25 protein-coding genes and 1 pseudogene are annotated in these 26,187 nt (G+C 56.8%); 15 read left to right on the top strand and 11 right to left on the bottom strand.

From position 1 onward, the window contains the following. Positions 1-28 precede the first annotated feature (28 nt). Entirely contained in the window at positions 29-481 is a 453-nt protein-coding gene (locus RAL88_RS13890) for a molybdopterin-dependent oxidoreductase (RefSeq protein WP_306264295.1), read from the top strand. A 55-nt stretch (positions 482-536) separates the two neighbouring features. Continuing rightward, positions 537-2,864, top strand: a complete 2,328-nt coding sequence (locus RAL88_RS13885) for a bifunctional diguanylate cyclase/phosphodiesterase (protein WP_306264294.1) — start codon at positions 537-539, stop codon at positions 2,862-2,864. A gap of 168 nt (positions 2,865-3,032) precedes the next feature. Here the strand turns inward: RAL88_RS13885 and truA are convergent, their stop codons facing one another. Genes truA through def form a run of 3 tightly spaced genes read right to left on the bottom strand, consistent with a single transcriptional unit; the run spans position 3,033 to position 5,270 of the window. Further along, entirely contained in the window at positions 3,033-3,791 is a 759-nt protein-coding gene (gene truA / locus RAL88_RS13880) for a tRNA pseudouridine(38-40) synthase TruA (RefSeq protein WP_306264292.1), read from the bottom strand. Between the two features lie 3 nt (positions 3,792-3,794). Continuing rightward, a complete protein-coding gene (gene fmt, locus RAL88_RS13875; RefSeq protein ID WP_306264290.1) occupies positions 3,795-4,727 on the bottom strand; it encodes a methionyl-tRNA formyltransferase in 933 nt (310 codons plus the stop codon). A 27-nt stretch (positions 4,728-4,754) separates the two neighbouring features. Further along, the gene (gene def / locus RAL88_RS13870) at positions 4,755-5,270 is read right to left on the bottom strand and encodes a peptide deformylase (RefSeq protein ID WP_306264288.1); all 516 of its coding nucleotides are present in this window, start codon (positions 5,268-5,270) and stop codon (positions 4,755-4,757) included. A gap of 97 nt (positions 5,271-5,367) precedes the next feature. On the opposite strand from def, the gene RAL88_RS13865 reads away from it, so the two are divergent. Beyond that, on the top strand, positions 5,368-6,594 hold the full coding sequence (locus RAL88_RS13865) for a DNA recombination protein RmuC (RefSeq protein ID WP_306264287.1): 1,227 nt from the start codon (positions 5,368-5,370) through the stop codon (positions 6,592-6,594). On the opposite strand, the gene mutM is transcribed toward RAL88_RS13865, so the two are convergent. Further along, positions 6,585-7,466, bottom strand: coding sequence for a bifunctional DNA-formamidopyrimidine glycosylase/DNA-(apurinic or apyrimidinic site) lyase (mutM, locus tag RAL88_RS13860; protein ID WP_306264284.1), 882 nt, complete (start codon positions 7,464-7,466; stop codon positions 6,585-6,587). The genes RAL88_RS13865 and mutM overlap by 10 nt on opposite strands. A 257-nt stretch (positions 7,467-7,723) precedes the next feature. Here mutM and ubiE point away from each other — a divergent pair, with 257 nt between their 5' ends. From ubiE to dut, 4 genes are read left to right on the top strand one after another with little or no spacing between them, the layout of a single operon-like run. Continuing rightward, positions 7,724-8,515 (top strand): bifunctional demethylmenaquinone methyltransferase/2-methoxy-6-polyprenyl-1,4-benzoquinol methylase UbiE, encoded by a 792-nt coding sequence (gene ubiE / locus RAL88_RS13855; RefSeq protein ID WP_306264283.1) that lies wholly within the window; start codon positions 7,724-7,726, stop codon positions 8,513-8,515. Between the two features lie 12 nt (positions 8,516-8,527). Beyond that, entirely contained in the window at positions 8,528-10,111 is a 1,584-nt protein-coding gene (ubiB, locus tag RAL88_RS13850; RefSeq protein WP_306264281.1) for a 2-polyprenylphenol 6-hydroxylase, read from the top strand. Positions 10,112-10,144: 33 nt separating this feature from the next. Next, the gene (gene coaBC, locus RAL88_RS13845) at positions 10,145-11,347 is read left to right on the top strand and encodes a bifunctional phosphopantothenoylcysteine decarboxylase/phosphopantothenate--cysteine ligase CoaBC (RefSeq protein WP_306264279.1); all 1,203 of its coding nucleotides are present in this window, start codon (positions 10,145-10,147) and stop codon (positions 11,345-11,347) included. A gap of 28 nt (positions 11,348-11,375) precedes the next feature. Next, positions 11,376-11,831: a dUTP diphosphatase gene (dut, locus tag RAL88_RS13840; protein ID WP_306264277.1), complete on the top strand. Its 456-nt coding sequence runs from the start codon at positions 11,376-11,378 to the stop codon at positions 11,829-11,831. Positions 11,832-11,860: 29 nt separating this feature from the next. On the opposite strand, the gene RAL88_RS13835 is transcribed toward dut, so the two are convergent. Further along, positions 11,861-12,865 (bottom strand): adenosine kinase, encoded by a 1,005-nt coding sequence (locus tag RAL88_RS13835; RefSeq protein WP_306264275.1) that lies wholly within the window; start codon positions 12,863-12,865, stop codon positions 11,861-11,863. 125 nt (positions 12,866-12,990) lie between these two features. Between RAL88_RS13835 and RAL88_RS13830 the strand changes: the two genes are divergently transcribed. Continuing rightward, a complete protein-coding gene (locus RAL88_RS13830; RefSeq protein ID WP_306264273.1) occupies positions 12,991-13,677 on the top strand; it encodes a sulfate transporter family protein in 687 nt (228 codons plus the stop codon). Here RAL88_RS13830 and nth read toward each other — a convergent pair. Beyond that, a complete protein-coding gene (gene nth / locus RAL88_RS13825; RefSeq protein WP_306264271.1) occupies positions 13,653-14,333 on the bottom strand; it encodes an endonuclease III in 681 nt (226 codons plus the stop codon). The genes RAL88_RS13830 and nth overlap by 25 nt on opposite strands. A 184-nt stretch (positions 14,334-14,517) precedes the next feature. Here nth and RAL88_RS13820 point away from each other — a divergent pair, with 184 nt between their 5' ends. From RAL88_RS13820 to RAL88_RS13795, 6 genes are all read left to right on the top strand, one after another. Beyond that, positions 14,518-15,006 (top strand): DUF2244 domain-containing protein, encoded by a 489-nt coding sequence (locus tag RAL88_RS13820; RefSeq protein WP_306264269.1) that lies wholly within the window; start codon positions 14,518-14,520, stop codon positions 15,004-15,006. A gap of 318 nt (positions 15,007-15,324) precedes the next feature. Continuing rightward, complete coding sequence (locus tag RAL88_RS13815) at positions 15,325-16,149, top strand: cytochrome c oxidase subunit II (protein ID WP_306264267.1); 825 nt, start codon at positions 15,325-15,327, stop codon at positions 16,147-16,149. Between the two features lie 62 nt (positions 16,150-16,211). Next, the gene (locus tag RAL88_RS13810) at positions 16,212-17,978 is read left to right on the top strand and encodes a cbb3-type cytochrome c oxidase subunit I (RefSeq protein ID WP_306264265.1); all 1,767 of its coding nucleotides are present in this window, start codon (positions 16,212-16,214) and stop codon (positions 17,976-17,978) included. Beyond that, entirely contained in the window at positions 17,975-18,667 is a 693-nt protein-coding gene (locus RAL88_RS13805; protein ID WP_306264264.1) for a cytochrome c oxidase subunit 3, read from the top strand. Before RAL88_RS13810 ends, RAL88_RS13805 begins: the two co-directional genes overlap by 4 nt. 9 nt (positions 18,668-18,676) lie before the next feature. Beyond that, a complete protein-coding gene (locus tag RAL88_RS13800; protein ID WP_306264262.1) occupies positions 18,677-19,387 on the top strand; it encodes a heme-copper oxidase subunit III family protein in 711 nt (236 codons plus the stop codon). Positions 19,388-19,401: 14 nt separating this feature from the next. Next, the gene (locus RAL88_RS13795; RefSeq protein ID WP_306264261.1) at positions 19,402-19,752 is read left to right on the top strand and encodes a cytochrome C oxidase subunit IV family protein; all 351 of its coding nucleotides are present in this window, start codon (positions 19,402-19,404) and stop codon (positions 19,750-19,752) included. A gap of 6 nt (positions 19,753-19,758) precedes the next feature. On the opposite strand, the gene RAL88_RS13790 is transcribed toward RAL88_RS13795, so the two are convergent. Beyond that, entirely contained in the window at positions 19,759-20,574 is an 816-nt protein-coding gene (locus tag RAL88_RS13790) for a DUF2189 domain-containing protein (protein ID WP_306264259.1), read from the bottom strand. Positions 20,575-21,090: 516 nt separating this feature from the next. Between RAL88_RS13790 and RAL88_RS13785 the strand changes: the two genes are divergently transcribed. After that, a complete protein-coding gene (locus RAL88_RS13785) occupies positions 21,091-21,951 on the top strand; it encodes a bifunctional helix-turn-helix domain-containing protein/methylated-DNA--[protein]-cysteine S-methyltransferase (protein WP_306269692.1) in 861 nt (286 codons plus the stop codon). Between the two features lie 6 nt (positions 21,952-21,957). Here RAL88_RS13785 and RAL88_RS13780 read toward each other — a convergent pair whose 3' ends face one another. The 4 genes and pseudogenes from RAL88_RS13780 to rpsO form a co-directional block, all read right to left on the bottom strand. Beyond that, positions 21,958-22,578, bottom strand: a complete 621-nt coding sequence (locus RAL88_RS13780; RefSeq protein WP_306264257.1) for a 2,3-bisphosphoglycerate-dependent phosphoglycerate mutase — start codon at positions 22,576-22,578, stop codon at positions 21,958-21,960. 22 nt (positions 22,579-22,600) lie between these two features. Then, positions 22,601-23,416, bottom strand: coding sequence for a 4-hydroxy-tetrahydrodipicolinate reductase (gene dapB, locus RAL88_RS13775; RefSeq protein ID WP_306264255.1), 816 nt, complete (start codon positions 23,414-23,416; stop codon positions 22,601-22,603). Between the two features lie 139 nt (positions 23,417-23,555). Next, positions 23,556-25,667, bottom strand: coding sequence for a polyribonucleotide nucleotidyltransferase (gene pnp / locus RAL88_RS13770; RefSeq protein WP_306264253.1), 2,112 nt, complete (start codon positions 25,665-25,667; stop codon positions 23,556-23,558). Between the two features lie 225 nt (positions 25,668-25,892). After that, positions 25,893-26,177: pseudogene (rpsO, locus tag RAL88_RS13765) on the bottom strand (30S ribosomal protein S15); the annotation flags it as partial. Positions 26,178-26,187 lie beyond the last annotated feature (10 nt).

Genomic DNA, 26,187 nt, shown 5'->3' with positions numbered 1-26,187 from the left:
TGGCGTGGTTGCGGGTTGGGCCGCGCATATGGCAAACGCCGAATCGCTTCCGTCTCCACAGGGAAAAACTATCCTGACTATTTCCGGCAACATTCAGAATACAAACAGCCAGGACCGTGCCGAGTTTGACCGGGACATGCTTGAGGCGCTGAAACAAGTCGTCGTGGCAACCAAAACCCCGTGGGATGATGGCGTCGTCACCTTCGAAGGGGTGGCTATGGACGAGTTGATGCAACTTGTCGGGGCTGATGGAATGAACGTCCAGGCCATAGCGTTGAATGATTATACAACCCAAATTCCGATGTCGGACTTCTCCAAGCACAAGGTCATTCTGGCGATCAAGAAGAATGGCGAATACATGCCGGTTCGCGACAAGGGACCGTTGTTCATCATTTACCCCTATGACAGCAAAGCCGAGCTCCAGAGCCAGGTTTATTATGGCCGGTCGGCCTGGCAACTCTCGACCATCGTGGTCGAATAGAGGCTTTGGGTGCGGCAGTCACGAGGTTTAGGGTCAGATGATATCTTTGCGTAGTATGAAGTTTTGGCTGGTGGCGATCGTCAGTTGCTTCGTGCTGGCGACCACTTACATTTCCGTTTTGACATTTGAACGTCAGGCGGCACTGCAAGAGGTTTCTCGCTACAATACCGCCTGGTATGTCAGTCAGTCGGTGTCTGAATTTTTGCGACTTGAACAGCGTCTGGCCGCTCTGAACGTGGAAGGAAGCGGCGTCGATCTTGAGGAAGTACGGCTTCGGTTCGATATCCTGATCGGCCGTCTCAAGACATTGCAAAGCGGCGCAGCGGGAGATTTCCTGAAGCGAGATTCGGCACGGCTGGCGGTTATCAGAGATCTGACCGAAAGCATGAACGTCGTCGAAACCATGTTGAGCAATGCTCCGGCAAGCAAGACGGTCGTTGATGCGCTTGAATTGCTTTCTTCCTTCGAAAGACCCCTGTTATCATTAGCGTCTGCGGCAAATCATTTTGGCGCAAAAATGGTGGCAGAAGACCAGCGCGAGTTGATTCAACTTCAAATCCTGTTTTCTTCGCTTGCGGGCGGTCTGATCCTTTGCGGAATTGTCCTCATCGTCCTGCTGTTGAGGCATAACACGATGCTTGGCAACGCGCAGGGCAACTTGAGACGACTGGCCGAAGACCTGCACGGAACCTCGGCCGAACTTCAACTCAGCAACAGTCATTTTGATGCAGCTTTGAACAATATGTCTCAAGGTCTTTGCATGATCGACTCAAACGGCCGTCTTATTGTCTGCAATGACCGTTTCCTGGAGTTGTTTGGCATCCCGAGAGAGTATTTTTCACCCGGGGAAGTGATTCACGATATCGAAACCAGTACAGGCAAGCGGGGAAATTTCCAGGCGTTTCTGCATATCTATGATCACCAGCGCCAGATTGCCCAACAGCGGCGCAGCATGACATTTGTGCTGGATCATGACGAAGGAAGAGCATTTCTGATCTCGCACCAACCGCTCGACTCCGGTGGATGGGTCGCGACCTATGAAGATATCACCGAGCGCCGACAGACGGAACGCAAGCTGGCCTATATGGCACATTTCGATACGTTGACGGGACTGGTTAACCGCAACCTGCTGCAGGAAAAACTGGCCGATCTGCTGAGCCACAATGCGACGCCTGCCATTCCAGTCGCATTCTTTTCGCTGGATCTGGATCTGTTCAAGGAAGTCAACGACACGCTGGGGCACGACATCGGAGATAAGTTACTGGGTCGCGTGGCCGACCGACTGATCGACTGCGCTGAAAACAGCGATATCGTTGCCCGTATGGGCGGCGACGAATTTGCCATATTGCGCGACATTTCATCCGGTATAGACGACCATGAATTATTTGCAGCTGCGATTCTGGAGGCGATCAGCCAGCCCTATATTATTGAAGGCCAGGATATCGTGATTGGCGGCAGTATCGGGATCGCCTTATCGGATGGATCTGCAGATCCCGACCAATTGCTCAAACATGCTGATCTGGCGTTGTATCGGTCCAAGGCAAATGGCAGGGGTTCATACTGCCTGTTCCAGACCGAAATGGACCTTGAACTTCAGGCACGCAAGACCATGGAAAAGGATTTGCGGCGGGCGCTCGCGGACGGCGAGTTTGAAGTTTTCTTTCAACCCATCGTCAATGTCCATGACGAGGAAATCTGCGGTTTTGAGGCATTGGTGAGATGGAACCATCCCCATCGCGGATATGTTCCTCCAATCGATTTTATTCCGGTGGCTGAAGATATTGGTCTCATCACCCCGATTTCAGAGCTTGTCCTTGCGCGCTCCTGCGCGCTGGCAGCGAAATGGCCGAACAGCCTCAGTCTGGCAGTCAATCTGTCGGCGATCCAGTTCCGGTCCAGCACATTGGTGGATACCATTTCCGAGGCTCTTGCGACCTCCGGCCTCGCCGCATCCCGGCTGGAGCTGGAAATAACCGAATCGATCCTGCTGATCGAAAGCGAACAGACACTGGCGATTTTGCATCAGCTGCGGGATCTTGGAGTGCGCATAGCCATGGATGATTTCGGAACAGGCTATTCGTCACTCAGCTATCTCGCCCGTTTCCCGTTCGACAAGATCAAGATAGACAAGAGTTTCGTTCGCGATTTGAACACGCGGGCAGACAGCCGGTCGATCATCAAGCTGATTGCCGGGCTAGGCCGCAGTCTTGATATATGCACTACGGCTGAAGGCGTTGAAACGGAAGAGCAATTCATGGAATTACGGGCGGCCGGCTGTACGGAAGTGCAAGGCTACTATTTCGCAGTGCCGAAGCCATCTTCGGAACTGGAATTTACGCTGTCGGAAAGCCGCAATGATATTCTGTGTCATCGCGTCGCATAAGAATTTGCCCTCCCTTGGGTCAGCAGAGAAAAGACCAGGCCGTTCAGTTGTTCATCTCACGTCTGCAGGTCAGGAATTACCGGCCTGGTATAGTCTGGTAACGCCACTTTATCGCAGCGGATATCCTCTGTCAGCCAAGCCCGAAATCGGAGCCGCCGGACAGAACTATCAGGTCTTTTCGTCCGACTGTTTGTAGTCAACCCGTTGCAGATACAGGCCCCAGGGCGGAGCGACAGGACCACAGGCGCGCCGGTTTCTGGCTTCCAGCGCGGCCTGCAGGTCATCGGCCGTCCAGCGCCCTTCACCCACCAGTTTCAAAGATCCGGCAAAGGACCGTATCTGGTTGTGCAGAAACGACAGAGCCGAAACGCGGATATGGACTTCACCACCGACTGTTTCGACCTTGATCAGATCGAGCGTCTTGACCGGGCTCTTTGCCTGGCAGTCAGTGGCGCGAAAGGTTGTGAAGTCGTGATGGCCGGTCAGTCTTTGCGCCGCGTCATGCATGGCCCCGGCATCAAGCGACCTTGGCGCCCACCAGACACGGCCCTGGCTCAAAATGCTGCGCGCCCTGCGGCTTTGAATGCGATACAGATAATGACGCCGCACCGCGGAAAACCGTGCGTCAAAATCATCATCCACCCGGGCTGCTGCGAGAATGGCGATCTGTTCGCGTTTCAGATGAAAGTTCAGAGCATCTCGGACCTTGTCAGGCGGGTGCGACACCGACAGATCAAGATGTGCAACCTGGCCCAGAGCATGAACCCCGGCATCGGTGCGCCCGGCACCGCGAATGACGGGTTCTTCACCGCAGAATTTTTTAACTGCCGCTTCCAGACTGGCCTGAATTGAAGACCTGCCAGGCTGGCGCTGCCAGCCCGAATAGGACGCACCATCATATTCGATTGTAAGCTTGTAGCGGGGCATATTCTATAAAAGAACCGCGCCTTTGCCGATCGGCGCGCCATTGAGAAATTCTTCTGCACTCATGGGTTTCTTGCCGGCCCGCTGGACCTGTTCCAGACGGACGGCGCCGCTGCCGCAGGCAATGGTCAGCTGATTGTCAAGAATTTCGCCCGGCTCGCCCTCGCCTTCCATCTTTCTGCTGCGCAGAATTTTCAACCGTTCCTTTACACTACCGGCTTCAAATTCACACCAGGCACCGGGGTAAGGAGAAATGCCGCGAATATGGTTGTGGACGTCTTTGGCGTTACGGCTCCATTTGATGCGGGTTTCATATTTTGAAATCTTGTTGGCATAGGTGACGCCGGTTTTCTTCTGTTCGGTCAACGTCAGAGCCTTCGTTTCCAATTGTTCCAGAGCTTCCAGAATCAGGTCGCTGCCCAAGATAGACAATTGATCATGCAAATCCCCGGCTGTGGTGTTCAGATCAATTGGCACGATTTCCTCCATGGCGATCGGCCCGGTGTCGAGCCCCTCATCCATTTTCATGACAGCAACAGCGGTTTCAGTGTCACCCGTCATCAATGCCCGCTGAATCGGAGCAGCCCCCCGCCAGCGTGGCAGTTTGGAGGCGTGCAGATTGAGACAGCCATGTTTGGGTGCCAGCAGAATATGCTTTGGCAGCAACTGGCCATAGGCCACGACAACGGCCACATCGGCCTTGTGGCCCTTGAAAATCGACTGAGCAATGCTGTCCTTCAGGGTTGTAGGTGTCTGCACCGGTATCTGGAACGACTCGGCCATCTTGTGCACCGGTGATTTCCGCGATTCCATGCCGCGATCCGCCTTGCGCGGTGGCTGGCTGTAACAGGCCACGACCTGATGACCCGCTCCCACGATCTGCATGAGAGTAGCAACCGCAAAGTCCGGCGTGCCCATAAAAACAACGCGCAATGGCATTTTTGAAAATCCCTGGTTTCCAGCCGGTCAGGCGGATTTCTGTTTCAGCGCCTTGGTAAATTTCTTCACCACCCGATCACGCTTCAATTTGGAGATATAATCGATAAACAACACACCGTTGAGATGGTCAACTTCGTGCTGCACACAGGTGGCGAGTAATCCGTCCGTCTCCAGCTCCTGGCGCTGACCGGTGCGGTCGTAAAATTGGACCCGGCAGGCGCTGGGCCGCGTCACTTCCTCAAAATATTCCGGAATCGACAGGCAGCCTTCCTCGTAGACCGATGACTCCCGTGAGGTCCAGACGATCTGCGGGTTGATCAGGAAAATCGGGTTTTTCGGCTCTTCATCGCGCGAGCAGTCAATCGTGACGACGCGTTTCGGCACGCCGATCTGGATCGCAGCGAGGCCGATGCCGGGAGCCTCATACATGGTCTCCAGCATATTTTCCACCAGGGTCTGCAGGTCATCACCGAAATCATCAACCGGCTCAGAGATACTGCGCAGCTGATCATCCGGCAAGATGACCAGATTCTGAACTGCCATAGTCTTGTCCTTTTACTCTCGCAGACGAGATAAGGAATTGCGGCAGTCGGGTCAATGCAGTTTGCCCCAAGGCGCTGCGAATCAGATATGAAAAGTCATGCTTGATCCTGTTTTTCAATTTGGCGACATCATTTTTCTCGGCCGCGATCTGCTGATTGCCGGGCTTGCGGCCCTGCTGCTGTTCGGTTGGCTGCTGCTGCGCGCCATGCGCACATCCAGAATGCAGCAGATGAAAGTGCTCGAAGAAGCCCAGCGCCGCGCTCAGGAGCTGGAATCGCGTCTGCAGGATATGTCGCGCACCCAAAGTGAAATTACCGGTCAGGTCCGCACCATGTCGGATGTGCTGTCAAACCGGCAGAGCGAATTGATGCGCGCGGTCAATGAACGGCTCGACGGTATGGGCCAGCGTCTCAACAGCTCGGTCAGTGAAAGCAGCAAGGGCACGCAGGAGAGCCTGTCGAAACTGCAGGAACGGCTGGCGGTGATTGACCGGGCGCAGACCAACATCACCGAATTGTCCGGCCAGGTGGTGCAGTTGCAGCAGATTCTGGCCAACAAGCAGACGCGCGGCGCCTTCGGCCAGATGCGGATGGAAACAATCATCGCCGACGGGCTTCCGACCGGGGCCTATTCGTTTCAGTCGTCGCTGTCCAACAACACCAAGCCCGACTGCCTCGTTTTCATGCCGAATGATGCACCCAGCCTGGTGATCGATGCCAAATTTCCGCTGGAAGCCTATAATATGCTGCAGGAGACGGCGGATCTGCCGGCGCAGAAAGAAGCCACAGCGCGCTTCAAGCGCGATGTGGATGTGCATATCCGGGCGATTGCCGACAAATATTTCATCAAAGGCGAAACCCAGGACACGGCCTTCATGTTCGTGCCGTCAGAATCGGTGTTCGCCGCTATCCATGAACAATTTGAAGACCTTGTGAAACGTGCGCACCGCTCCCGGATCGTGATCGTCTCGCCATCGCTGCTGATGCTGTCTATTCAGGTCGTGCAGGCGATCCTGAAAGACGCGCGGATGCGTGAACTGGCCCATGTCATTCAGGCCGAAGTGGCGGCTTTGCGGGATGATACTCTGCGGCTGGACGACCGCGTCAACAAGTTGCAGACCCATTTCCGTCAGGCCAACAAGGATATTGACGACATTCTGATTTCCACCAGCAAGGTGGTGCGCAGAGGCCAGAGGATCGAGGACCTGGAAATGGGCGAGATAACAGTGCAGCCCGCGACGCCAGCGCCGACATCAGCGCCGGCATCAGCGCCGGTCATTCCGCTGACGAAAGCCGTCACGGGCGGTGAGTCGGGTCAGCGCTGACAGGCCGGGCACCAGTAAGTCGAGCGCCCGTTCTGGGTGAATTTTTCAATCGTGCCGGCGCAACCGGGCCGCGAACAGGCAACATGCTCGCGGTCATAAACGGAAAAGCGGTGCTGAAAATAGCCCAGACTGCCATCGGTCCGGGCGTGGTCGCGCAGGGACGAGCCACCTGCTTCGATGGCTTCGTGAAGCACTGCGCGAATGGTCCCAATCAGCGGTTCAAGATGCTTCCTTGGCCGCCCAGTCCGGGTGACCAGGCTGCCGGCGCTGCGTTTGGGCGACAACCCGGCGCGCCACAGCGCCTCGGCGACATAGATATTGCCAAGTCCGACAACATTGCGCTGATCCAGCAACGCCGCCTTCAGGCTGGTGGTTTTGCCGCTGAATTTTCCGGCAAGATATTGAGGTGTCAGAGCGTTGCCGAGCGGCTCAATTCCCATTTTTGCGAACAAGGCGTGGTCGGCGAGTTCTGCACGCTCAATCAGCAGCATGAAGCCGAAACGGCGCGGATCATTATAGGTGATGGTTGAGCCATCCTCGACGTGAAACACGACATGATCATGGCGGCTCAGCTTCGCGCGCTGATGATGAAAGCTGCCAGGACTCTCCGTGCCTTGCGGGGCGTCAATGCGGAACGAGCCAGACATGCCCAGATGCATCACCAGAACTTCATCGCCGGTCAGATCAGCCAGCAGATACTTTGCCCGCCGGGCCAGCGAGGTTACGGTACGGCCTTCGACCCGTTCGGCAAAATTCGGTGAAAACGGAAAGCGAAGATTGGCGCGGCGCTGCTCCAGTCGGACAATGCGCCGGCCTTCCAGAATCGGCTGCAATCCGCGCCGTACGGTTTCGACTTCTGGCAATTCCGGCAATTCGGCCTCTCAATATTGTTGTCAGTTTTGCATGGTGGCGCGCGGTTTTTGCTATATATGAGCTAAAGGTCCGGACTTAAACGGGATATTTTAGAGAAAGCCTGCCTGCCGTTTCGCACATCCTGCACAGGCATCCGGCCTTCCCTGTCTTATGTTCTCAGGATTTGGGTTTTCTATACAGCATGAATACGCTATCCCGATTGGACCCGGACCCCTAAGATAAATTTCCACCCTTGCACGGATGTGACAATATCATCATGCCGACAAACGCAAATGCACCTGAACCGACCATCGATCCAGCAGGAATGGAGACATCATTCGGCTACAAGTCCGTGGCACGCGGGCATAAGCAGGCGCGCGTTGATGACGTGTTTCACAAGGTCGCCAGACGCTATGATCTGATGAATGATGTGATGTCCGCAGGCCTGCACAGGCTTTGGAAGGATGCGATGATCTCCATGCTGGCACCGCCCAGGAGCCGGCCCTACCGGGTTCTGGATGCAGCCGGCGGCACGGGCGATATCGCTTTCCGGATCGCCAACCGCGCCGGCAGTTCCGCGCACATCACCGTGTGTGATATCAACAGCTCGATGCTGGCCGTCGGCGCCGACCGGGCGGCAAAGCAGCAGCTTGCAGATCAGGTTGAGTTTGTCGAAGGCAATGCAGAGCAATTGCCGTTTGCCGACAATTGCTTCGATGCTTACACAATCGCCTTCGGCATTCGCAATGTGCCCCGGCTGGCGCAGGCTGTTCAGGAAGCTCACCGGGTTTTGAAACGCGGCGGGCGCTTCCTCTGTCTGGAATTCTCGAAAGTCGACATTCCGGTGATGGACAGGATTTATGAAGCCTATTCCTTCAACGCCATCCCGCTGATGGGCGAGTTGGTGACCAATGACCGGGACAGTTACCAGTATCTGGTGGAATCGATCCGCAAATTCCCGAATCAGGCCCGCTTTGAGCAGATCATTGCCGATCAGGGTTTTTCCCGCGTCACCCATCGCAACCTCACCGGCGGAGTTGCCGCCATCCATTCCGGTTGGAAATTGTAGGATCTGAGTTTCGTGTCAGCACCGCTTGCCTATCTGCGCCTTGTCAAAGCCGGTTTCGTGCTGGCGCGGGAAGGCGTCTTCAGCCTGTTGCCGCGCGAGGACGCGCCGCTTGGGGCTCGGATCGTGCTGTGGTGTGCCGATCTGATCGCACCGCGGGACGTCGACCATAAAAGCAAGGGCGACCGGCTTAACGCAGCTCTCAACCGGCTTGGCCCGTCCTATATCAAACTTGGCCAGTTTCTGGCTACGCGGCCCGATATCGTCGGGCCCGACATTGCCGATGGCCTGGGGAAATTGCGCGATGAGGTGCCGCCTTTTGCAGACGCGACGGCCCGGCAGATCATTGAGAGCAATCTCAACAGAACGGTGGACCAGCTTTATCGCAGCTTCAGCGCGCCGGTGGCGGCAGCCTCGATTGCCCAGGTCCACAAGGCCGCGACCAGAGACGGGGATACTGAAAGCGACAAACAGGTTGCCGTAAAGGTGCTGCGCCCCGATGTGCGGCAGCGATTCCACAAGGATCTTGAAAGTTTCTATGCGGCAGCGCGGCTGCTGCAGCGCCTCGACCCGTCAAGCCGGCGGCTGCGGCCGGTCGCGGTGGTCGATACGCTGGCACGCAGCGTGACCATGGAAATGGATCTGCGCATCGAAGCCGCCGCCCTGTCGGAAATGGCCGACATTGCCGTCGATGATCCGCATTTCGCGGTTCCGGCAGTTGACTGGGACCGGACCGGACGGGATGTGCTGACGATCGACTGGATCGACGGGCTGAAACTGACCGAACTGGATGCCCTCAAAGCTGCCGGGCACAACACGTCGGCTCTGGCGACCAATCTGATCCAGATCTTTCTGCGTCATGCTCTCAATCACGGATTTTTCCACGCGGATATGCATCAGGGCAACCTGTTCGTCGATGCGCAGAGCCGTATCGTGGCGATAGATTTCGGCATCATGGGGCGGATCGGCCCGAAGGAGCGCAAATTCCTTGCTGAAATTCTCTACGGGTTCATCAAACGCGATTATCTGCGCGTTGCAGAAGTGCATTTTGAAGCGGGCTACGTGCCTGCGACCCAGTCGGTCGCTGACTTTGCCCAAGCGTTGCGGGCCGTGGGCGAGCCGATTCACGGCCAGTCCGCCCAGGATATTTCCATGGCCAAGCTGCTCGGCCTGCTGTTTGAAATCACCGAATTGTTTGACATGCAGACCCGCACGGAATTGCTGATGCTGCAAAAGACGATGGTCGTTGTGGAAGGCGTGTCACGCTCGCTCGACAGCAGCTTCGATATGTGGACGGCTTCCGAACCGGTGTTGCGCGACTGGCTGACGCGAAATCTAGGGCCGGGTGCAAAAATCGATCAGGCGGCCAGTGGGCTGTCATCGCTTGGCCGCCTTATCAACGAATTGCCGGCCCTCGCCGACCGCGCCGCCCATGCCTCACAGGCGCTGGATGAGATGGCGGCAAACGGGCTGAGACTGGATGACAGAAGCCTGCAGCTTCTGGCAAAATATCAGGCCCGTGAAACCCGCGCCAGCCGTGTTGCCCTTGCGGTGGTGGCCCTCTCAGTGGCCGCAGTTGCGCTGGCTTATGTGTTCTGATTGACTGGATTTGAGCGGAAGGCCTGCAAACCCATGAACCCCAAGAAAATCCTGCTTATCATTGGTGGCGGAATTGCTGCCTACAAAACCCTGGAGCTGATTCGCCGGGCGCAGGATCGCGGTTTTGAAATCAGCGTTGTCATGACCGGGGCAGCCCAGCATTTCGTTACCCCGCTCAGTGTCTCCACCCTGGCGAAAGGCCGGCTTTACAGCGACCTGTTCGACCGCCAGGAAGACATGGATGTGGGTCATATCCGGCTTTCACGACAGGCCGATATTGTGGTCGTGGCACCGGCGACGGCGGATCTGATGGCCAAGATGAGCCATGGTCTGGCAGATGATCTGGCAAGCGCCACGCTGCTGGCAAATGACAAGCCGGTGCTGCTGGCACCCGGCATGAATCCAAATATGTGGGAGCATCCGGCGACGCGGCGCAACCGGGCGCAGCTGGCGGAAGATGGCGTGCAATTTGTCGGACCTATGGCTGGCGAAATGGCGGAAGCAAATGAGGCCGGCACAGGCCGGATGGCGGAGCCGGACGAAATTCTTGAGGCTGTGCAGGCAATTCTCGGCGTGCCGAAAGCCGGGCCTCTATCCGGCAAACATGTGCTGATTACCGCAGGACCAACCCATGAACCGATAGACCCGGTGCGCTACATTGCCAACCGCTCGTCGGGAAAGCAGGGCTATGCGATTGCCCGCGCGGCGCAGGCCGCCGGGGCCAAAGTCACCCTGGTTTCCGGACCGGTTGATATTGCCGCCCCTGACGGTGTTAAACTGGTCAGCGTTCAGACCGCGCGGCAGATGAAGCAGGCCGTCATCGAGGCTCTGCCGGCTGATATTGCGATCATGTGCGCCGCCGTGGCCGACTGGCGTGCAACCCATGAAGCGGACCGCAAGCAGAAAAAGGACGGCAGCGGCAAACCGGCCGCGCTGGAGCTGACCGAAAACCCGGATATTCTGGCCTATGTCGCGCAACAGTCTGATCCGCGTCCGGCGCTGGTGATCGGCTTTGCCGCTGAAACCGACAATCTGATCGACAATGCGACATCAAAGCGGCTGCGCAAGGGCTGTGACTGGCTGGTGGCCAATGACGTCTCGCAGGAGGGCGTGATGGGCGGCGATCACAACGCAGTGCATCTGATCAGGGATAGCGGCATAGAGGCCTGGCCGCAGGCCGGCAAGCAGGCCGTGGCCGAGCGTTTGATGTCAGAGATTATCCAGCATTTTCAATGAAGCCATTTGCATCGGGGCGTTTTCAAATATGAGTATCAACATCGACATCATGCGTCTGCCACATGGGGCGGATCTGCCGCTGCCGGCCTATCAGAGCGCCTATGCGGCAGGCTTCGATCTGGTGTCCGCCAGCCCGGCTGATGCGCTGGTGGTGCTGGAACCGGGAGCGGCCGCAAGCATTCCCACCGGTATTGCGATGGCGCTGCCAGCGGGATTTGAAGCGCAGGTGCGGCCCCGCTCCGGCCTTGCGGCCAAACATCTGGTCACGGTGCTGAATGCGCCCGGCACGATTGATGCGGACTATCGCGGCGAGATAAAGGTGCTGCTGATCAACCACGGCAAGATGGCGTTTGAGATCAGCCGCGGTATGCGCATTGCGCAAATGGTGATTGCCCCGGTGATGCAGGCCGGACTGGTGGAGGTGGCGCGCCTGGATGAAACCGAGCGCGGCAGCGGCGGTTTCGGCAGTACCGGGCTCAGCTGACATCTGTCAGCCTCTACAAAGCGCCATCTTTATAAAAGCCCGGCCTGCTGCGCCAGTTGATGGAGATTGCGTTGCGGCCGCGGCCCGATATGGCCGAGCACTTCGCCCGCAGCAAGATTGCCGATGGCAGCAGCGGCTTCATTGGGCAGACCAAGGGCGTGGCCATAAAGAAACCCGGCGGCGAACATATCGCCGGCACCTGTGGTATCGATGAGGCGCTCGACCGGTGTTGTCGGCACCGGGACAATTCCGTCGGAACTGATGACATGACAGCCCTTTTCGCTGTGGGTCACCGCTGTCAGCGGACAATCCACCTGAATGGCCCTCAGCGCCGTATCCAGATCCGCTGTCTGGTACAGCGCTTTGATCTCGGCATCATTGGCGAGCAGAATATCAACTGATCCATCCTTGATGAGGCTGAGAAATTCATCGCGCCAGCGGTCTACGCAAAACGAGTCCGACAGGGTGATGGATACCTTGCGCCCATGGGCGTGAGAAATATCGGCCGCCTTGCGGAACGCATCCTTCGCCATGGGCGGGTCCCACAGATAGCCCTCAAAATAGGCAATTGCGCTGCCAGCAACAATTTTCTCGTCGATATCATCCGGTCCCAATTCGACACAGGCGCCCAGATAGGTGTTCATGGTGCGCTCGCCATCGGGCGTTATCAGGATCATCGAACGGGCTGTCGGCGTAGCGTCCGGCGGCAGCGGCGCGGTATCGAAGGTCATGCCCATTGCGCGCATGTCATGGCGGTAGAACCGGCCCAGCGTATCGTCACACACCTTGCCGAAAAACGCGCCCTGGCCGCCCAGACTGCCAATTGCCGCGACCGTATTACCAGCCGAGCCGCCAGAGGCTTCGGTGGCCGCGCCCATGGCAGCGTAAAGCGCTTCGGCGCGTTCAGTATCAATCAGGTTCATGCTGCCTTTGGCGAGCCCCTCGCTGACCAGAAAGGCGTCATCAGTCAGGCTCAGTACATCGACAATGGCATTGCCAATGCCGAGCACATGGTGGTCAAAACGGTCGGTCATAAGAGAGTCCGGTATTATTTGGCAATTATGAATTGTGAACGGGGCAGGATGTGCCTATGTCCCGTTCTTAGTAACAGGAAATCCTCCAAAAACCAGCCATTGCCAACCTCTGGAACCGTAAACCAATGCTTTTTTCCGCCGCCGGCCGTGCCTTTTCGCAAATCCTGTCGCCCCGCTTTCGCAATGTGTTCTGGAAATCCCTGGGGCTGACAGTGCTGATGCTGATCGCATTTGTGGTTCTGTTGCAGAATCTGGCCGACAGTTTCATCGCCGTCAGTTCACCCTGGGTGGATACGGCTATTGCCTTTCTGACCGGATTTGGCCTGTTGCTTGGCGCCGGTTTTTTGATTGCACCGGTGATGAGCGTATTTGCCGGCCTGTTTCTGGATGATATTTCTGAGGCCGTCGAAGCGCGCGATTATCCACAGGATACGCCGGGTGCTGCAATGCCGGTCGGCCGGTCAATCATTCTCTCGGCTCGGTTTTTGCTGCTGGTGGTGGCGGTCAATGTGGTGGCGCTGTTTCTGCTGCTGGTTCCGGGCATCAATCTGATCATCTTTTTTGTTGCCAATGGCTACCTGCTTGGCCGCGAGTATTTTCAGTTTGTCGCGATGCGATTCTATTCTGAAAGCGAAGCCAATGCCCTGCGCAGCCGCCATGCCACCACGGTGATGCTGTCCGGGCTGATCATCGCCCTGCTTCTGGCGGTGCCGCTGCTGAACCTTCTGACGCCGCTGTTTGCCACCGCTTTCATGGTGCATGTCTTCAAACGGCTGGACGGCAAACATCAGTCCAGGGTCTTGGCCGGATAGCGGCACAGATCGCGGATCAGGCATTTGCCGCAATCCGGGCGGCGCGCCTTGCAGACATAGCGGCCATGCAGAATGAGCCAGTGATGGGCATGCAGCAGATGTTCGCGCGGGATGGATTTTTCCAGAAGCAGTTCAACATCAAGCGGTGTCTTGCCGGGGGCCAGCCCGGTGCGGTTTGAAACGCGGAACAAGTGGGTATCAACCGCAATGGTCGGCTCGCCAAATGCAATGTTCATCACCACATTTGCCGTCTTGCGCCCGACGCCGGGCAACGTTTCCAGCAGATCCCGGTCAGCGGGAACTTCGCCACCAAAATCGGCAATCAGCTTTTTGCAAAGTGCAATGACGTTTTTGGCCTTGTTGCGGTAAAGCCCGATGGTTCTGATCGCTTCGCGCACTCTGTCCTCACCCAGCACCAGCATCTTTTGCGGCGTATCGGCAATGATAAACAGGTCCTTCGTCGCCCGGTTGACACCAACATCAGTGGCCTGCGCTGACAGCACAACCGCCACCAGCAACGTAAACACATTGACATAGTCCAGCTCGCCTTTCGGCTCCGGGTCAGCGCGGCAGAAACGGTCAAACATCTCCTGCCGTTCGGCAGGTTTCAACCGCGAACGTTTTTGCGGCTTTTTTCTGGCCGTTACTTTCACCATATTCCGATCACTCCGGTTGCGGCAGCACCATGACGCCGGATCTGACAAATCTCAAGGCGGATAAGGCAAGATTGCGCAACACAGCGTGATTCAACATCTGCGGCATCAGGTCTCTTTGTTGGTGTGCCGGTTTCGCGCTATTCTTGTAACAATCCCAGCGATCCTGCCGGATGACGGAATTGCCATGAGATACACTGAAAGCAGCATTCTTTTTGCCGCACGGCTGACGCCCTATCGCTCGCTTGGCCGAACAGGGTTCATTGTGCTGATGGCCTTTGTCTCAATCATCTGTTTTGTCGCCGGACTGTTGTTTGTGTGGATTGGAGCATGGCCGGTTTTCTGCTTTTTCAGTCTCAACGTGCTGACAATCTACCTCGCCTTCAAACTGAATTACCGGTCGGCAAGGGCGTATGAAGATGTGGAACTGTCACAAGAGCAGTTGCAGGTGACAAAGGTCAGTGCCAAAGGGGTTGCCGAGGAACATTGTTTCAACCCGTTCTGGGTGCGTCTGACCATTGAGCGGGAGGAGGATGAAGGGGTCACAGCTCTGACACTCACCAGCCATGGCCGCTCGCTCAGAATCGGCAGCTTTCTCAATCCAGGCGACCGGGAAACACTTGGCACGGCACTGCGCGAGGCCCTGCGAAAAGCACGGGGTCCGGTTTTTTCCTAGAGTTCATTTCCGATTGTTTTCTGCCACACGGAAAACGAGGCCGGGCAGGTAGAGCCCGGCAACACCGTCCTGTCTGATCGGCGCTTTCGGCGGCATTGGTTTGAAGGCCTGTCATCGCTCCGGACCGGCTGGATTGCGATCAGAGCTGGCATTGGAGTTGAGGATATCGCCGATCGGAGGCGCGCTCCAACGCAGCGGGTAAGCGGCGACCATCTGGATTTTTCAAAAAAAATCTGTCATAGAGGAAAGACGGCAGTTGTGTCCGTTGCGCGCAAAACGCTTGTTGAGCGCAGTGGCAACATCCGGGGGGGTGCCAAAATGGCCATAGTCATAGTCTTGGTTCTGGTTGTTGTCGGATCGGTCCTGTTTCATGTGTTCAGTCCATGGTGGTGGACGCCGATCGCTTCTAACTGGGGTTATATAGATACGACGCTTGTCATCACGTTCTGGATCACCGGAGCAGTGTTCAGCGCGGTCATTCTGTTCATGGCCTACTGCGTCTGGCGCTACCGCGCCAAACCGGGCAGAACAGCGGAATTCAACCCTGAAAACAAACGGCTTGAAGTAGGGCTGACAATCATCACCGGGCTGGGTGTCGTGGCAATGCTGGCCCCGGGACTGTTTGTTTGGAATCAGTTTGTCACTGTTCCCGATGATGCGACCGAGGTTGAGGTCTTTGCACAGCAATGGTCCTGGAGTTACAGGCTGCCGGGCGAGGATGGCCGTCTGGGCCGTTCCAGTGCGCGGCTGATTGATGGCGACAATCCTCTGGGCATAGATCCGCAAGACCCATCCGGCCTGGACGACGTCATCATCGATACTGACACGCTTCACCTGCCTGTCGACAAACCAGTCAAAATGCTGTTGCGATCGGTTGATGTGCTGCACGATTTCTACGTCCCTGAGTTCCGCGCCAAAATGGACATGGTCCCGGGGATGATCACCTATTTCTGGTTTACGCCGATCCGCACGGGCGAGTTCGAAGTTCTCTGTGCCGAGCTGTGCGGCGTGGGCCACGGCTATATGCGTGGCGCCGTCCAGATAGATGAGGAAGCTGACTACCAGTCCTGGCTGGCGGAAATGCCAACCTTTGCAGAAGCATCCACAAATCCGAAAGTAAAGACCGCAACCGCAGATCCCTAGGCTCTTGATGGGATAGCCAATTGTTCCGTATCGCCATGCGCTCCGGGACCCAAGGAGGAGACATGGTTGATATCACGCATCAAACCGACCCGGACGTGCCTGCGGCCGAAGTGCCGGACGTGCACCCGCCCCACGCGCATAGCTGGGTGTCAAAATGGGTGTTTTCGCAGGATGCCAAATATATCGCCATTCAGTATTCCGGCACCGCCGTCGCCATTGGAATGGTCGCTCTGGTGCTGTCGTGGATGATCCGTCTGCAACTCGGTTTTCCCGAGGTTTTTTCTTTCTCTGCCGAAGCCTATTACCAGTTCATTACAATGCACGGCATGATCATGGTGGTCTATCTGCTGACCGCGATTTTCCTGGGCGGATTCGGCAATTACCTGATTCCACTGATGGTCGGCGCGCGGGACATGGTTTTTCCGTTCGTCAACATGCTGAGCTACTGGGTCTATCTGGCGGCGGTACTGGTTCTGGCGGCCAGTTTTTTTACTCCGGGCGGTCCCACAGGTGCGGGCTGGACGCTTTATCCGCCGCAGGCGATCCTGGCGGGCACACCTGGCGGGCGTGACGCCGGCATCATCCTGATGCTGGTGTCGCTGATCCTGTTCATCATCGGCTTTACCATGGGTGGTCTGAACTATGTGGTGACGGTGTTGCAGGCGCGCACGCGCGGCATGACATTGATGCGGATGCCGCTGACGGTGTGGGGCATCTTTACCGCAACAGTGATGGCGCTGCTGGCATTTCCGGCGCTGTTTGTCGCCTGCGTAATGATGCTGTTCGACCGGCTTCTGGGCACAAGTTTTTTCATGCCTGCGCTCGTCGAGATGGGCCAACAGATGAGCTATGGCGGCGGCAGCCCGATCGTGTTTCAGCACCTGTTCTGGTTCTTTGGTCATCCGGAGGTCTATATCGTCGCGCTGCCCGCCTTCGGCATCGTGTCGGACCTGATCGCCGTGCACGCGCGCAAGAACATCTTCGGGTATCGCATGATGGTCTGGGCTATCGTCGGAATCGGCGCGCTCAGCTTTATTGTGTGGGCGCATCATATGTATGTTTCCGGCATGCATCCCTATTTCGGCTTCTTCTTTGCGACGACCACGCTGATCATCGCGATACCGACGGCCATCAAGGTTTATAACTGGGTCCTGACGCTGTGGCGCGGCAACATTCACCTGACGCTGCCGATGCTGTTTGCGCTGGGATTCATTGTCAGTTTCGTCAATGGCGGTCTGACAGGCTTGTTTTTGGGCAATGTGGTGGTGGATGTGCCGCTGTCCGACACGATGTTCGTGGTGGCGCATTTTCATATGGTTATGGGTGTGGCCCCGCTGATGGTGATCTTCGGCGCAATTTATCATTGGTATCCCAAGATGACCGGTCGGATGCTGAACGAAACGATGGGACAGATCCATTTCTGGGTGACCTTTATCGGGACCTATCTAATCTTCTTTCCGATGCACTATGTCGGCCTCGTCGGTGTTCCCCGCCGCTACCCCGAGATCGGCGATACGGCCTTCGTGCCCGACAGTGTGGCAACGCTGAACGCCTTTATCACCGTGGCCGCGCTGGTGGTTGGTGCCGCACAGATCATGTTCTTGTACAACATCATCTGGAGCACCCGGGCAGGCAAACCCTCCGGGGGCAATCCGTGGCGTGCAACCTCACTTGAGTGGCAGACGCCTGAAACGCCGCCGCGGCATGGCAACTGGGGTGATGATCTGCCACTGGTCTATCGATGGGCGTATGATTACAGCGTCCCCGGCGCTCCTGAAGATTTCATTGCACAGGACGATCCCTGGTCAAGCCAGACAGCACCGCCATGAGTATCACGCTGATCTTCATCGCAGCCGTCGTTGTTATCTCGGGCATCTGGCTGGTGCGCCAGGGAGTGATGACCAAACCCTGGTTGGAGACAGGTACCGCCCCGGCGATGACGGCTTTGCAAATCGCCTCTGGCGGGCGCATCTGGCTGGGTGTCGTACTGGCCATCATCGGCAGCCTCTTCGCGCTGTTCGGCAGCGCTTTCGTGATGCGGATGGAAGTGGCCAGCCTGCAAGGATTCGACCTGCCGCCACTGATCTGGGGCAATACAGCTGTGTTGCTTCTTGCCAGTGTGCTGCTGCATCTCAGCGTTGCCGCGACCCGTCGCAACGATCCGCGCAACGCTCATTTGATGTTGAGATTTGCCCTGCTCGCGACCATCGGCTTTCTGGTCGGCCAGTTGCTGGTATGGCAGGCATTGGCAGACGCCGGACACAATTTGACGACAGGTCCGGCGGCCAGCTTTTTCTATCTGCTGAGTGGTCTGCACGGCTTGCATATTGTTGCCGGGGTTGGCGTGCTGGCGCTGGTCGCAACTCAAACCCACACCGACCCACAGCGATTTGCTCGCCGCACCCGGCAGTGCGCCATATATTGGGATTTTCTGGCTTTCGTCTGGTTGGGGCTGCTTGCGCTGTTTATGGGCCTGGCGAACCATATGTTCGATGACCACAGCACTTTGCTGTCATGAGGTACAATAATGGCTGATACCGTTTTGCACAAAACCGACCGTCCAGAAGGGCTGGATGGCATCATTGCCGATTGGGGCTCCGACCAGCGCGCCTTCAAAAAGGTGTCCTGGGGCAAGGCAATGATGTGGATACTTCTGGTCAGCGACACCTTTATCTTCGGTATTTTCCTGCTGTCCTACATGTCGGCACGCATGTCGACACAACGCGAGTGGCCCAACGCAAGCGAGGTATTCTCGCTCAATATCGGGGGCACTAATTTTCCGCTTCTGCTGATTGCGATCATGACTTTCGTTCTGATCTCAAGCAGCGGAACGATGGCGATGGCGGTGAAATGCGGCTATGCCCGCGCCCGGCGCATGACCGCCGCGCTAATGGTGCTGACGGCTTTGCTGGGTGCCACCTTCGTCGGCATGCAGGCTTTCGAATGGTCCAAGCTCATCCATGAAGGTGTGCGCCCCTGGGGCAACCCGTTCGGAGCCGAGCAATTTGGCGCGAGCTTTTTCATGATCACCGGCTTTCACGGAACCCATGTTGCGATCGGTGTGATTTTTCTGCTGATTGTCGCGTGGAAGGTCTGGCGGGGCGAGTTTGATAGCGACCGCAGATCGTGGTTGTCATCGGGCAAAGGCGACTATGAAGCCGTCGAGATCATGGGACTTTACTGGCACTTCGTCGATCTGGTCTGGGTCTTCATCTTTGCATTCTTTTATCTGTGGTAGCGAAAGGAACAGTCATGGCCGACACGACGCAGCAAACCGACGCCAGCGCACATGATGTGGGACAACAGCATCCGCTCAAGCTCTATTTCGTTGTCTGGGGACTGCTTTTCGTCCTCAGCGCGTTGTCCTATTCGGTGGATTATGCCGGCCTGCAGGGCATGCTGAGGTGGTCTTTGATCCTGGTGTTCATGATCCTCAAGGCAGGCCTGATCGTCGCGGTCTTCATGCATATGGCATGGGAGCGGCTGGCACTGAGTTATGCCATCCTGTTGCCACCCCTGTTCATCTTGATGTTCGTGTCGATCATGGCAATTGAGTCCGACTACACAGCCTTTACCCGGGAAATTGCCTTCACCGCCCCGTGATCCGGATCAGCCGGCTGCAACGGGATCACTGGCAGGTACAAGCTTGCGGTAGATGTGCCATGTGGCATGGCCCAGAACCGGCAGGACCACGATCAGACCGACCAGTCCCGGCAACGCACCCAACACCAGCAGAGCGGCAACAATCAATCCCCAACCGAACAATGGCACCGGATTGGTCTGCACGGCACGCAGCGATGTTTTCATGGCAGCAATGGTGCCGACATCCCTGTCCAGCAGAAGCGGAAAGGTTACCACTGTTGTGCACAGTGTAATTACCGCAAATATGAAGCCGGTCGCATTGCCAACGGTAATCAGTGCCCAACCGCGCCCGGTTGTCAGAACGTCATTGACAAATGCGCCGATACTGGAATACGCGGCGGCCCCAAAGGTTGCGGTATAGATAAATTCCGCCGTATAAATCCAGACCACAAAGAGTACCAGCAATCCCAGTCCCGCCGCTATTATCGAAGGTATGGCGGGTGATTTGATAACCGCAAAAGCATCTTTCCATGATGCCTCCTGGTTGCGTTCCAGGCGACGGCTGATTTCGTACAGGCCCAGAGCCGCAATCGGGCCGATCAGGGCAAACCCGCTGATCAGCGGATAGATCAACTGCAACGCATCGCCGCGTGATGCCCAGAAAAACAGCCCGAAGCCGATGACAGGATAAACCAGGACAATAAAAGCATAGTGCGATGGCTTCTGAAGGAAATCGTTCCAGCCCGACTTCAAGGCGTCAAACACATCTGAAAGTTTGATGACGCGCACTTCAATCGCTTGCGATTGTGCAGTGCCGGATGTCAGCACGTGAAAGTTGGACATGGCAGTTTTCCCCCGTCTCAGGTCAATTCCGCGCCGTGCCGGAAACGAATAATCCATAAGCACTGCGGAGTTAAACAGTGATCCTCTGATGCCACTCTAGCAAGAAACAGTACGATTGTCGTGTTGAATACTTCGGTGCCGTCAGATGGCCGCAATCGGGAGCATGTGGCGGACGGGTTTGACGGATCTGCGCATCGGGACATGTCGGAATCCTTGCGGGCCAGACACGTGACAGGTCGACCCTGAGTCTTGTGGCAATGCAATGATTTATGGACAAGTTGTTGAAAGCTCGCATATAGGCCGGCCAGAGCTTGCCCCGGTCAACGGACCGCTCCGACAGCTTCGCTGGACCCTTGCGCACGAAGTGGTCAGTTCAAACCGCGCGCACGGATTTTGCGACCGGCTCAAGAATCGGGTGGCGCGGATGCACGCCGTGTGGTCCTTTGATGCTGTGTTTGATGTGAAAGACCCGAAGCCATGACACTTTCATTGAATTCTGCTGATTTGGAGCATGCCATGCCGGTTCCTGCCGCGGACCTGTCGGCAGCACGGGACTATGATATTGTGCGCCGGGTGATCGAGCATATTTCACAGAATTACCGCGATCAGCCAAGCCTCGATGCGCTGGCTGATCTGGTCGGTCTGTCGCCGTTTCATCTGCAGAAACTCTTCACCCGCTGGGCCGGATTGTCGCCAAAAGGGTTTTTGCAATGTGTCACACTGGATCATGCCCGCCGGCTGCTGCAGGGCCAGGACAGCATTCTCGACATCTCCTACGATCTCGGCCTGTCAGGACCGGGGCGGCTGCATGATCTGATGGTCAATGCGGAAGCCATGTCGCCCGGCACCTACAAATCCCGAGGTCAGGGTCTGACCATCTATTACGGCTTTCACGACAGCCCGTTCGGCATTGCCCTGGCAATGGCAACTGAGCGCGGACTGTCTGGTCTTGCCTTTGCCGATGCAGACGGGGAAGCGGAGGCGTTTGCCGATATGGCGCGGCGCTGGCCGAAGGCCGATTATGTGGCCGCACCGGACAAAACCGCGCCGCTTGTGGCGCAGGCCTTTGCCAAGGCCGCGCCGGACCAGCCGCTGCGCGTGGTTTTGATCGGAACCGATTTTGAAGTGCGGGTCTGGGAAGCGTTGCTGAAAATTCCAATGGGTACGGCGACGAGCTATTCATCGATTGCCGACAGCATTGGCAGGCCAACTGCGGCACGGGCTGTGGGTGCGGCTGTCGGCCGCAACCCGATTTCATTTGTGGTGCCGTGCCACCGTGTGGTCGGCAAAAGCGGTGGCCTCACCGGTTATCATTGGGGCCTGACGCGCAAACGCGCCATTCTGGGCTGGGAAGCCGGGCATACAGCTCACAAATGATGGCTGTTATCCCTTCAGCATCTCGCTGCTTTTTACGGTTGTATCGGCGTTGAGACGGAAGATCATCGGCTGGCCCGTGGCGATTTCGCGTTTCAGAATCTGTTCCGTATCAAGCTTTTCCAGAATCATCACCAGCGAGCGCAGCGAATTGCCGTGCGCGGCCACCAGGACTTTTTCGCCGGACATGACGCGCGGCAGAATATCGGTGAGATAATAGGGCAGGACGCGCGCGCCGGTGTCCTTCAGACTTTCCCCGCCGGGCGGCGGTACATCAAACGAGCGGCGCCAGATGTGAACCTGCTCCTCGCCCCATTTCTTGCGGGCATCATCCTTGTTCAAGCCGGCCAGATCGCCGTAATCGCGCTCGTTCAGCGCCTGATCGCGAATCGTGGTGAGCTCCGGCTGGCCCAGCTCTTCGAGCAGCAATGTGCAGGTGTGCTGGGCGCGGATCAGAGCCGAGGTATAGGCGACATCGAAGGAAATTCCCTTGGCCTTCAGCGCCCGACCGCCGGCCCTGGCTTCGTCGATGCCTTTTTCGGTCAGATCCGGATCCTTCCAGCCGGTGAACAGGTTTTTCAGGTTCCATTCGCTTTGGCCATGACGGACCAGAACCAGTAAACGTTCCATAGTTTCTCCCCGGGACATGCCCTTATTGATGTGACAGGCCCAACACGTCCTGCATATTGTAAAGATCCGGCTTCTGCGGAAACGCCCAAAGCGCGGCCTTGACCGCTCCTTGAGCAAAAATACTTCTGTCTTCGGCAATATGGGAGAGTTCCACCCGTTCGCCATCGCCGGCGAAAATAACGCTGTGGCTGCCGACCACCGAACCGCCACGCAAGGTGGCAAAACCAATGCTGCCGGGCTCGCGCGCGCCAGTCACCCCATCGCGAACCCGCACCGAGTGATCGGCCAGATCAACGGCCCGCCCTTTGGCCGCCGCGTTGCCCAGCAAAAGCGCGGTTCCCGAAGGAGCATCGACCTTGTTGCGGTGATGCATTTCCAGCACTTCGATGTCCCATTCAAGGCCGAGCGCACGGGCACCCTGCTCGACCAGAACCGACAGAAGATTGACGCCAAGGCTCATATTGCCGGATTTGACAATGCGGGCATGACGGGAGGCGGCAAAGACCTTTTCATCATCTTCCGCCGACATGCCGGTGGTGCCAATGACATGGACAATGCGCGCCTGCGCGGCGTATTCGAGAAAGCTCAGCGTGGCCTCGGGCGTTGTGAAATCCAGAACCGCATCGGCGGCGGCAAAGGCGACCAGCGCATCATCCGTGACCGGCACCTTCAAAGGCTCAAGGCCGGCCAGCATACCGGCATCCTGGCCAAGAAACCCGCTATCGGCACGCTCGATCGCTGCAACCAGACGTGCGCCGGGAATATCATGAATGGCACGTATCAGTGCCCGTCCCATGCGTCCGCCTGCGCCAACCACGACAATTCTCAATTCAGCCATAATGGTCCCCGGTCACATGGTTCAGTATTCTTAAAATCTGCTCTAGCACAGGGAATTGCGGTGGCCAACCAAAGGGGCACCAGAAACAAAAAGGCCGGACGTTTCCACCCGGCCTTTTTCAATCTTGTTAGCGGAACACCTAGTCCTGCTCGATATCCTTGCCGGTTTCCTGATCGACGACTTTCATCGACAGGCGAACCTTGCCGCGATCATCAAAACCCATCAGCTTGACCCAGACCTTGTCGCCTTCCTTGACCACATCCGTGGTTTTGGCAACACGCTCACTGGCCAGCTGGGAAATATGGACAAGACCGTCCTTGGCACCGAAGAAATTGACGAAAGCGCCAAAATCAACTGCTTTCACAACTGTACCCTGATAGATATGGCCGACTTCAGGATCATCTGTGATCGAGCGGATCCAGGCAATCGCGGCTTCAATGGATTTGCCGTCAGACGAGGCAATCTTGATGGTGCCATCGTCTTCGATATTGACCTTGGCACCGGTTTTTTCGACGATTTCGCGGATGACCTTGCCGCCGGTACCGATGACTTCGCGGATTTTATCAACCGGGATTTTGAGCTGCTCGATACGCGGCGCAAATTCGCCAAGTTCCGGACGGGACTCCGTCAGCGCCTTGGCCATTTCAGCCAGAATATGCTCACGGCCGTCCTTGGCCTGTGCCAGGGCGATCTTCATGATCTCTTCGGTAATGCCGTCAATCTTGATATCCATCTGCAGGGCGGTGACGCCCTCTTGCGAACCGGCTACCTTGAAGTCCATATCGCCGAGATGATCTTCATCGCCGAGAATATCGGACAGAACAGCGAAATCATCGCCTTCCTTGATCAGGCCCATGGCGATACCAGCGACCGGACGGCGCAGCGGAACGCCCGCATCCATCAGAGCCAGCGACGTGCCGCAAACAGTTGCCATTGAAGACGAGCCGTTGGATTCGGTGATTTCCGACACAACGCGCAAAGTGTAGGGGAATTCATGATGCGGCGGACGCACCGGATTCACAGCCCGCCAGGCCAGCTTGCCATGGCCGATTTCGCGGCGGCCCGGTGTTCCCATGCGGCCTGCTTCACCGACCGAATAGGGCGGGAAGTTGTAATGCAGCATGAACTGTTCCTTGTAGGTGCCGGTCAGGGCATCAATGAACTGCTCATCATCAGAAGTGCCCAGAGTGGCAACTACCAGCGCCTGGGTTTCGCCGCGTGTGAACAGCGAGGAGCCATGGGCCCGTGGCAATGTTCCAACTTCGGCAACAATCTGACGCACGGTCTTGGTGTCGCGGCCATCAATTCGGCTGCCATCCTTGAGGATGCGGCCACGGACAATGTCGCTTTCCAGTTTTTTGATCTGGTCACCAAGGATGTTCTTGTCATCCGGGCTGGCACCATCTTCCAGAAGCGCTTCCATGACTTTGGCCTTGGCAACGGAAATCGCGTCGCGTCGCGGCTCTTTTTCCTGGATGTCATAGGCGGCATTGAGATCGGCCTCGACCAGATCCCTGACTTTCGCATACAGCCCGGAATGATCGGCAGCAACATGATTGCGTGGTGCCTTGGCGGCTTTTTCGGCAAGTTGAATAATTGCCTCAATGACAGGCTGTAATTCGCGGTGACCGAACATGACGGCCCCGAGCATAATTTCCTCGGACAGTTCCTGGGCTTCCGATTCAACCATCAGAACCGCTTCACTGGTTCCCGCTACGATCAGATCCAGCTTGCTGTCTTCCATGGTATCGAGCGGCGGGTTGAGAACATATTCGCCGTCAATATAGCCAACCCGCGCACCGCCGATCGGGCCCATGAAAGGCACGCCGGAAATGGTCAGCGCCGCAGATGCGCCGACGAGGGCAACGATGTCAGGATCATTTTCCAGATCATGCGACAGCACTGTCAGCACAATCTGGGTTTCATTCTTGTAGCCATCCGCGAACAGCGGACGGATGGGACGGTCAATCAGCCGTGAAGTCAGTGTTTCTTTTTCGCTTGGACGGCCTTCACGCTTGAAGAAGCCACCTGGAATCTTGCCGGCGGCAAAGGTTTTTTCCTGGTAGTTCACGGTCAGCGGAAAGAAATCCTGGCCCGGTTTTGCGGTACGGGCGGAGACGGCGGTGGCGAGAAGTGTGGTCTCGCCATAGGTGATCAGAACTGCGCCATCGGCCTGACGGGCAACACGGCCCGTTTCCATGATCAGGGGGCGTCCGCCCCATTCAATTTCTACACGTTGTGTATCAAACATTTTTTGCTTCTTACCTTATTGTCAATGGACAGGATGAAAACGGCCTTCCGCCTTCATCGGTCGTAGCGGCGCGACCATCGCGCCGTCTTTTTGAGCCATCGCAAGACAATGAGATGCTCTGAAATCAAAGAGCATCCGATAATCCTGCCATGGCTCGGTTTGGTCTTACGGGTTACAATATACAAGAGAAAGGGCGCCGCAGCGCGACGCCCGTTTCGTGTCCGATCAGCGGCGCAGACCAAGCCGCTTGATGATGTCTGTATAACGGCTCTCGTCGCTGGTTTTCAGATAGTCCAGCTGACGGCGGCGCTGCGAGACCATTTTCAGAAGACCGCGACGGGAATGATTGTCCTTGCCATGGGCTCTGAAATGCTCGGTCAGATTATTGATGCGCTCGCTGAGAATGGCGACCTGCACTTCGGGAGAGCCGGTGTCATTTTCCAGGCGGGCATATTCTTTGATGAGTTCCTGCTTGCGTTCTGCAGTAATCGACATCGGGTATCCTTTCTTCGTAACGCTT

Source organism: Pararhizobium sp. IMCC3301 (assembly GCF_030758315.1).
Lineage (GTDB): Bacteria > Pseudomonadota > Alphaproteobacteria > Rhizobiales.
The sequence above is the reverse complement of the archived record's forward strand: the minus strand, read 5'-3'. Positions and strand labels throughout refer to the sequence as shown.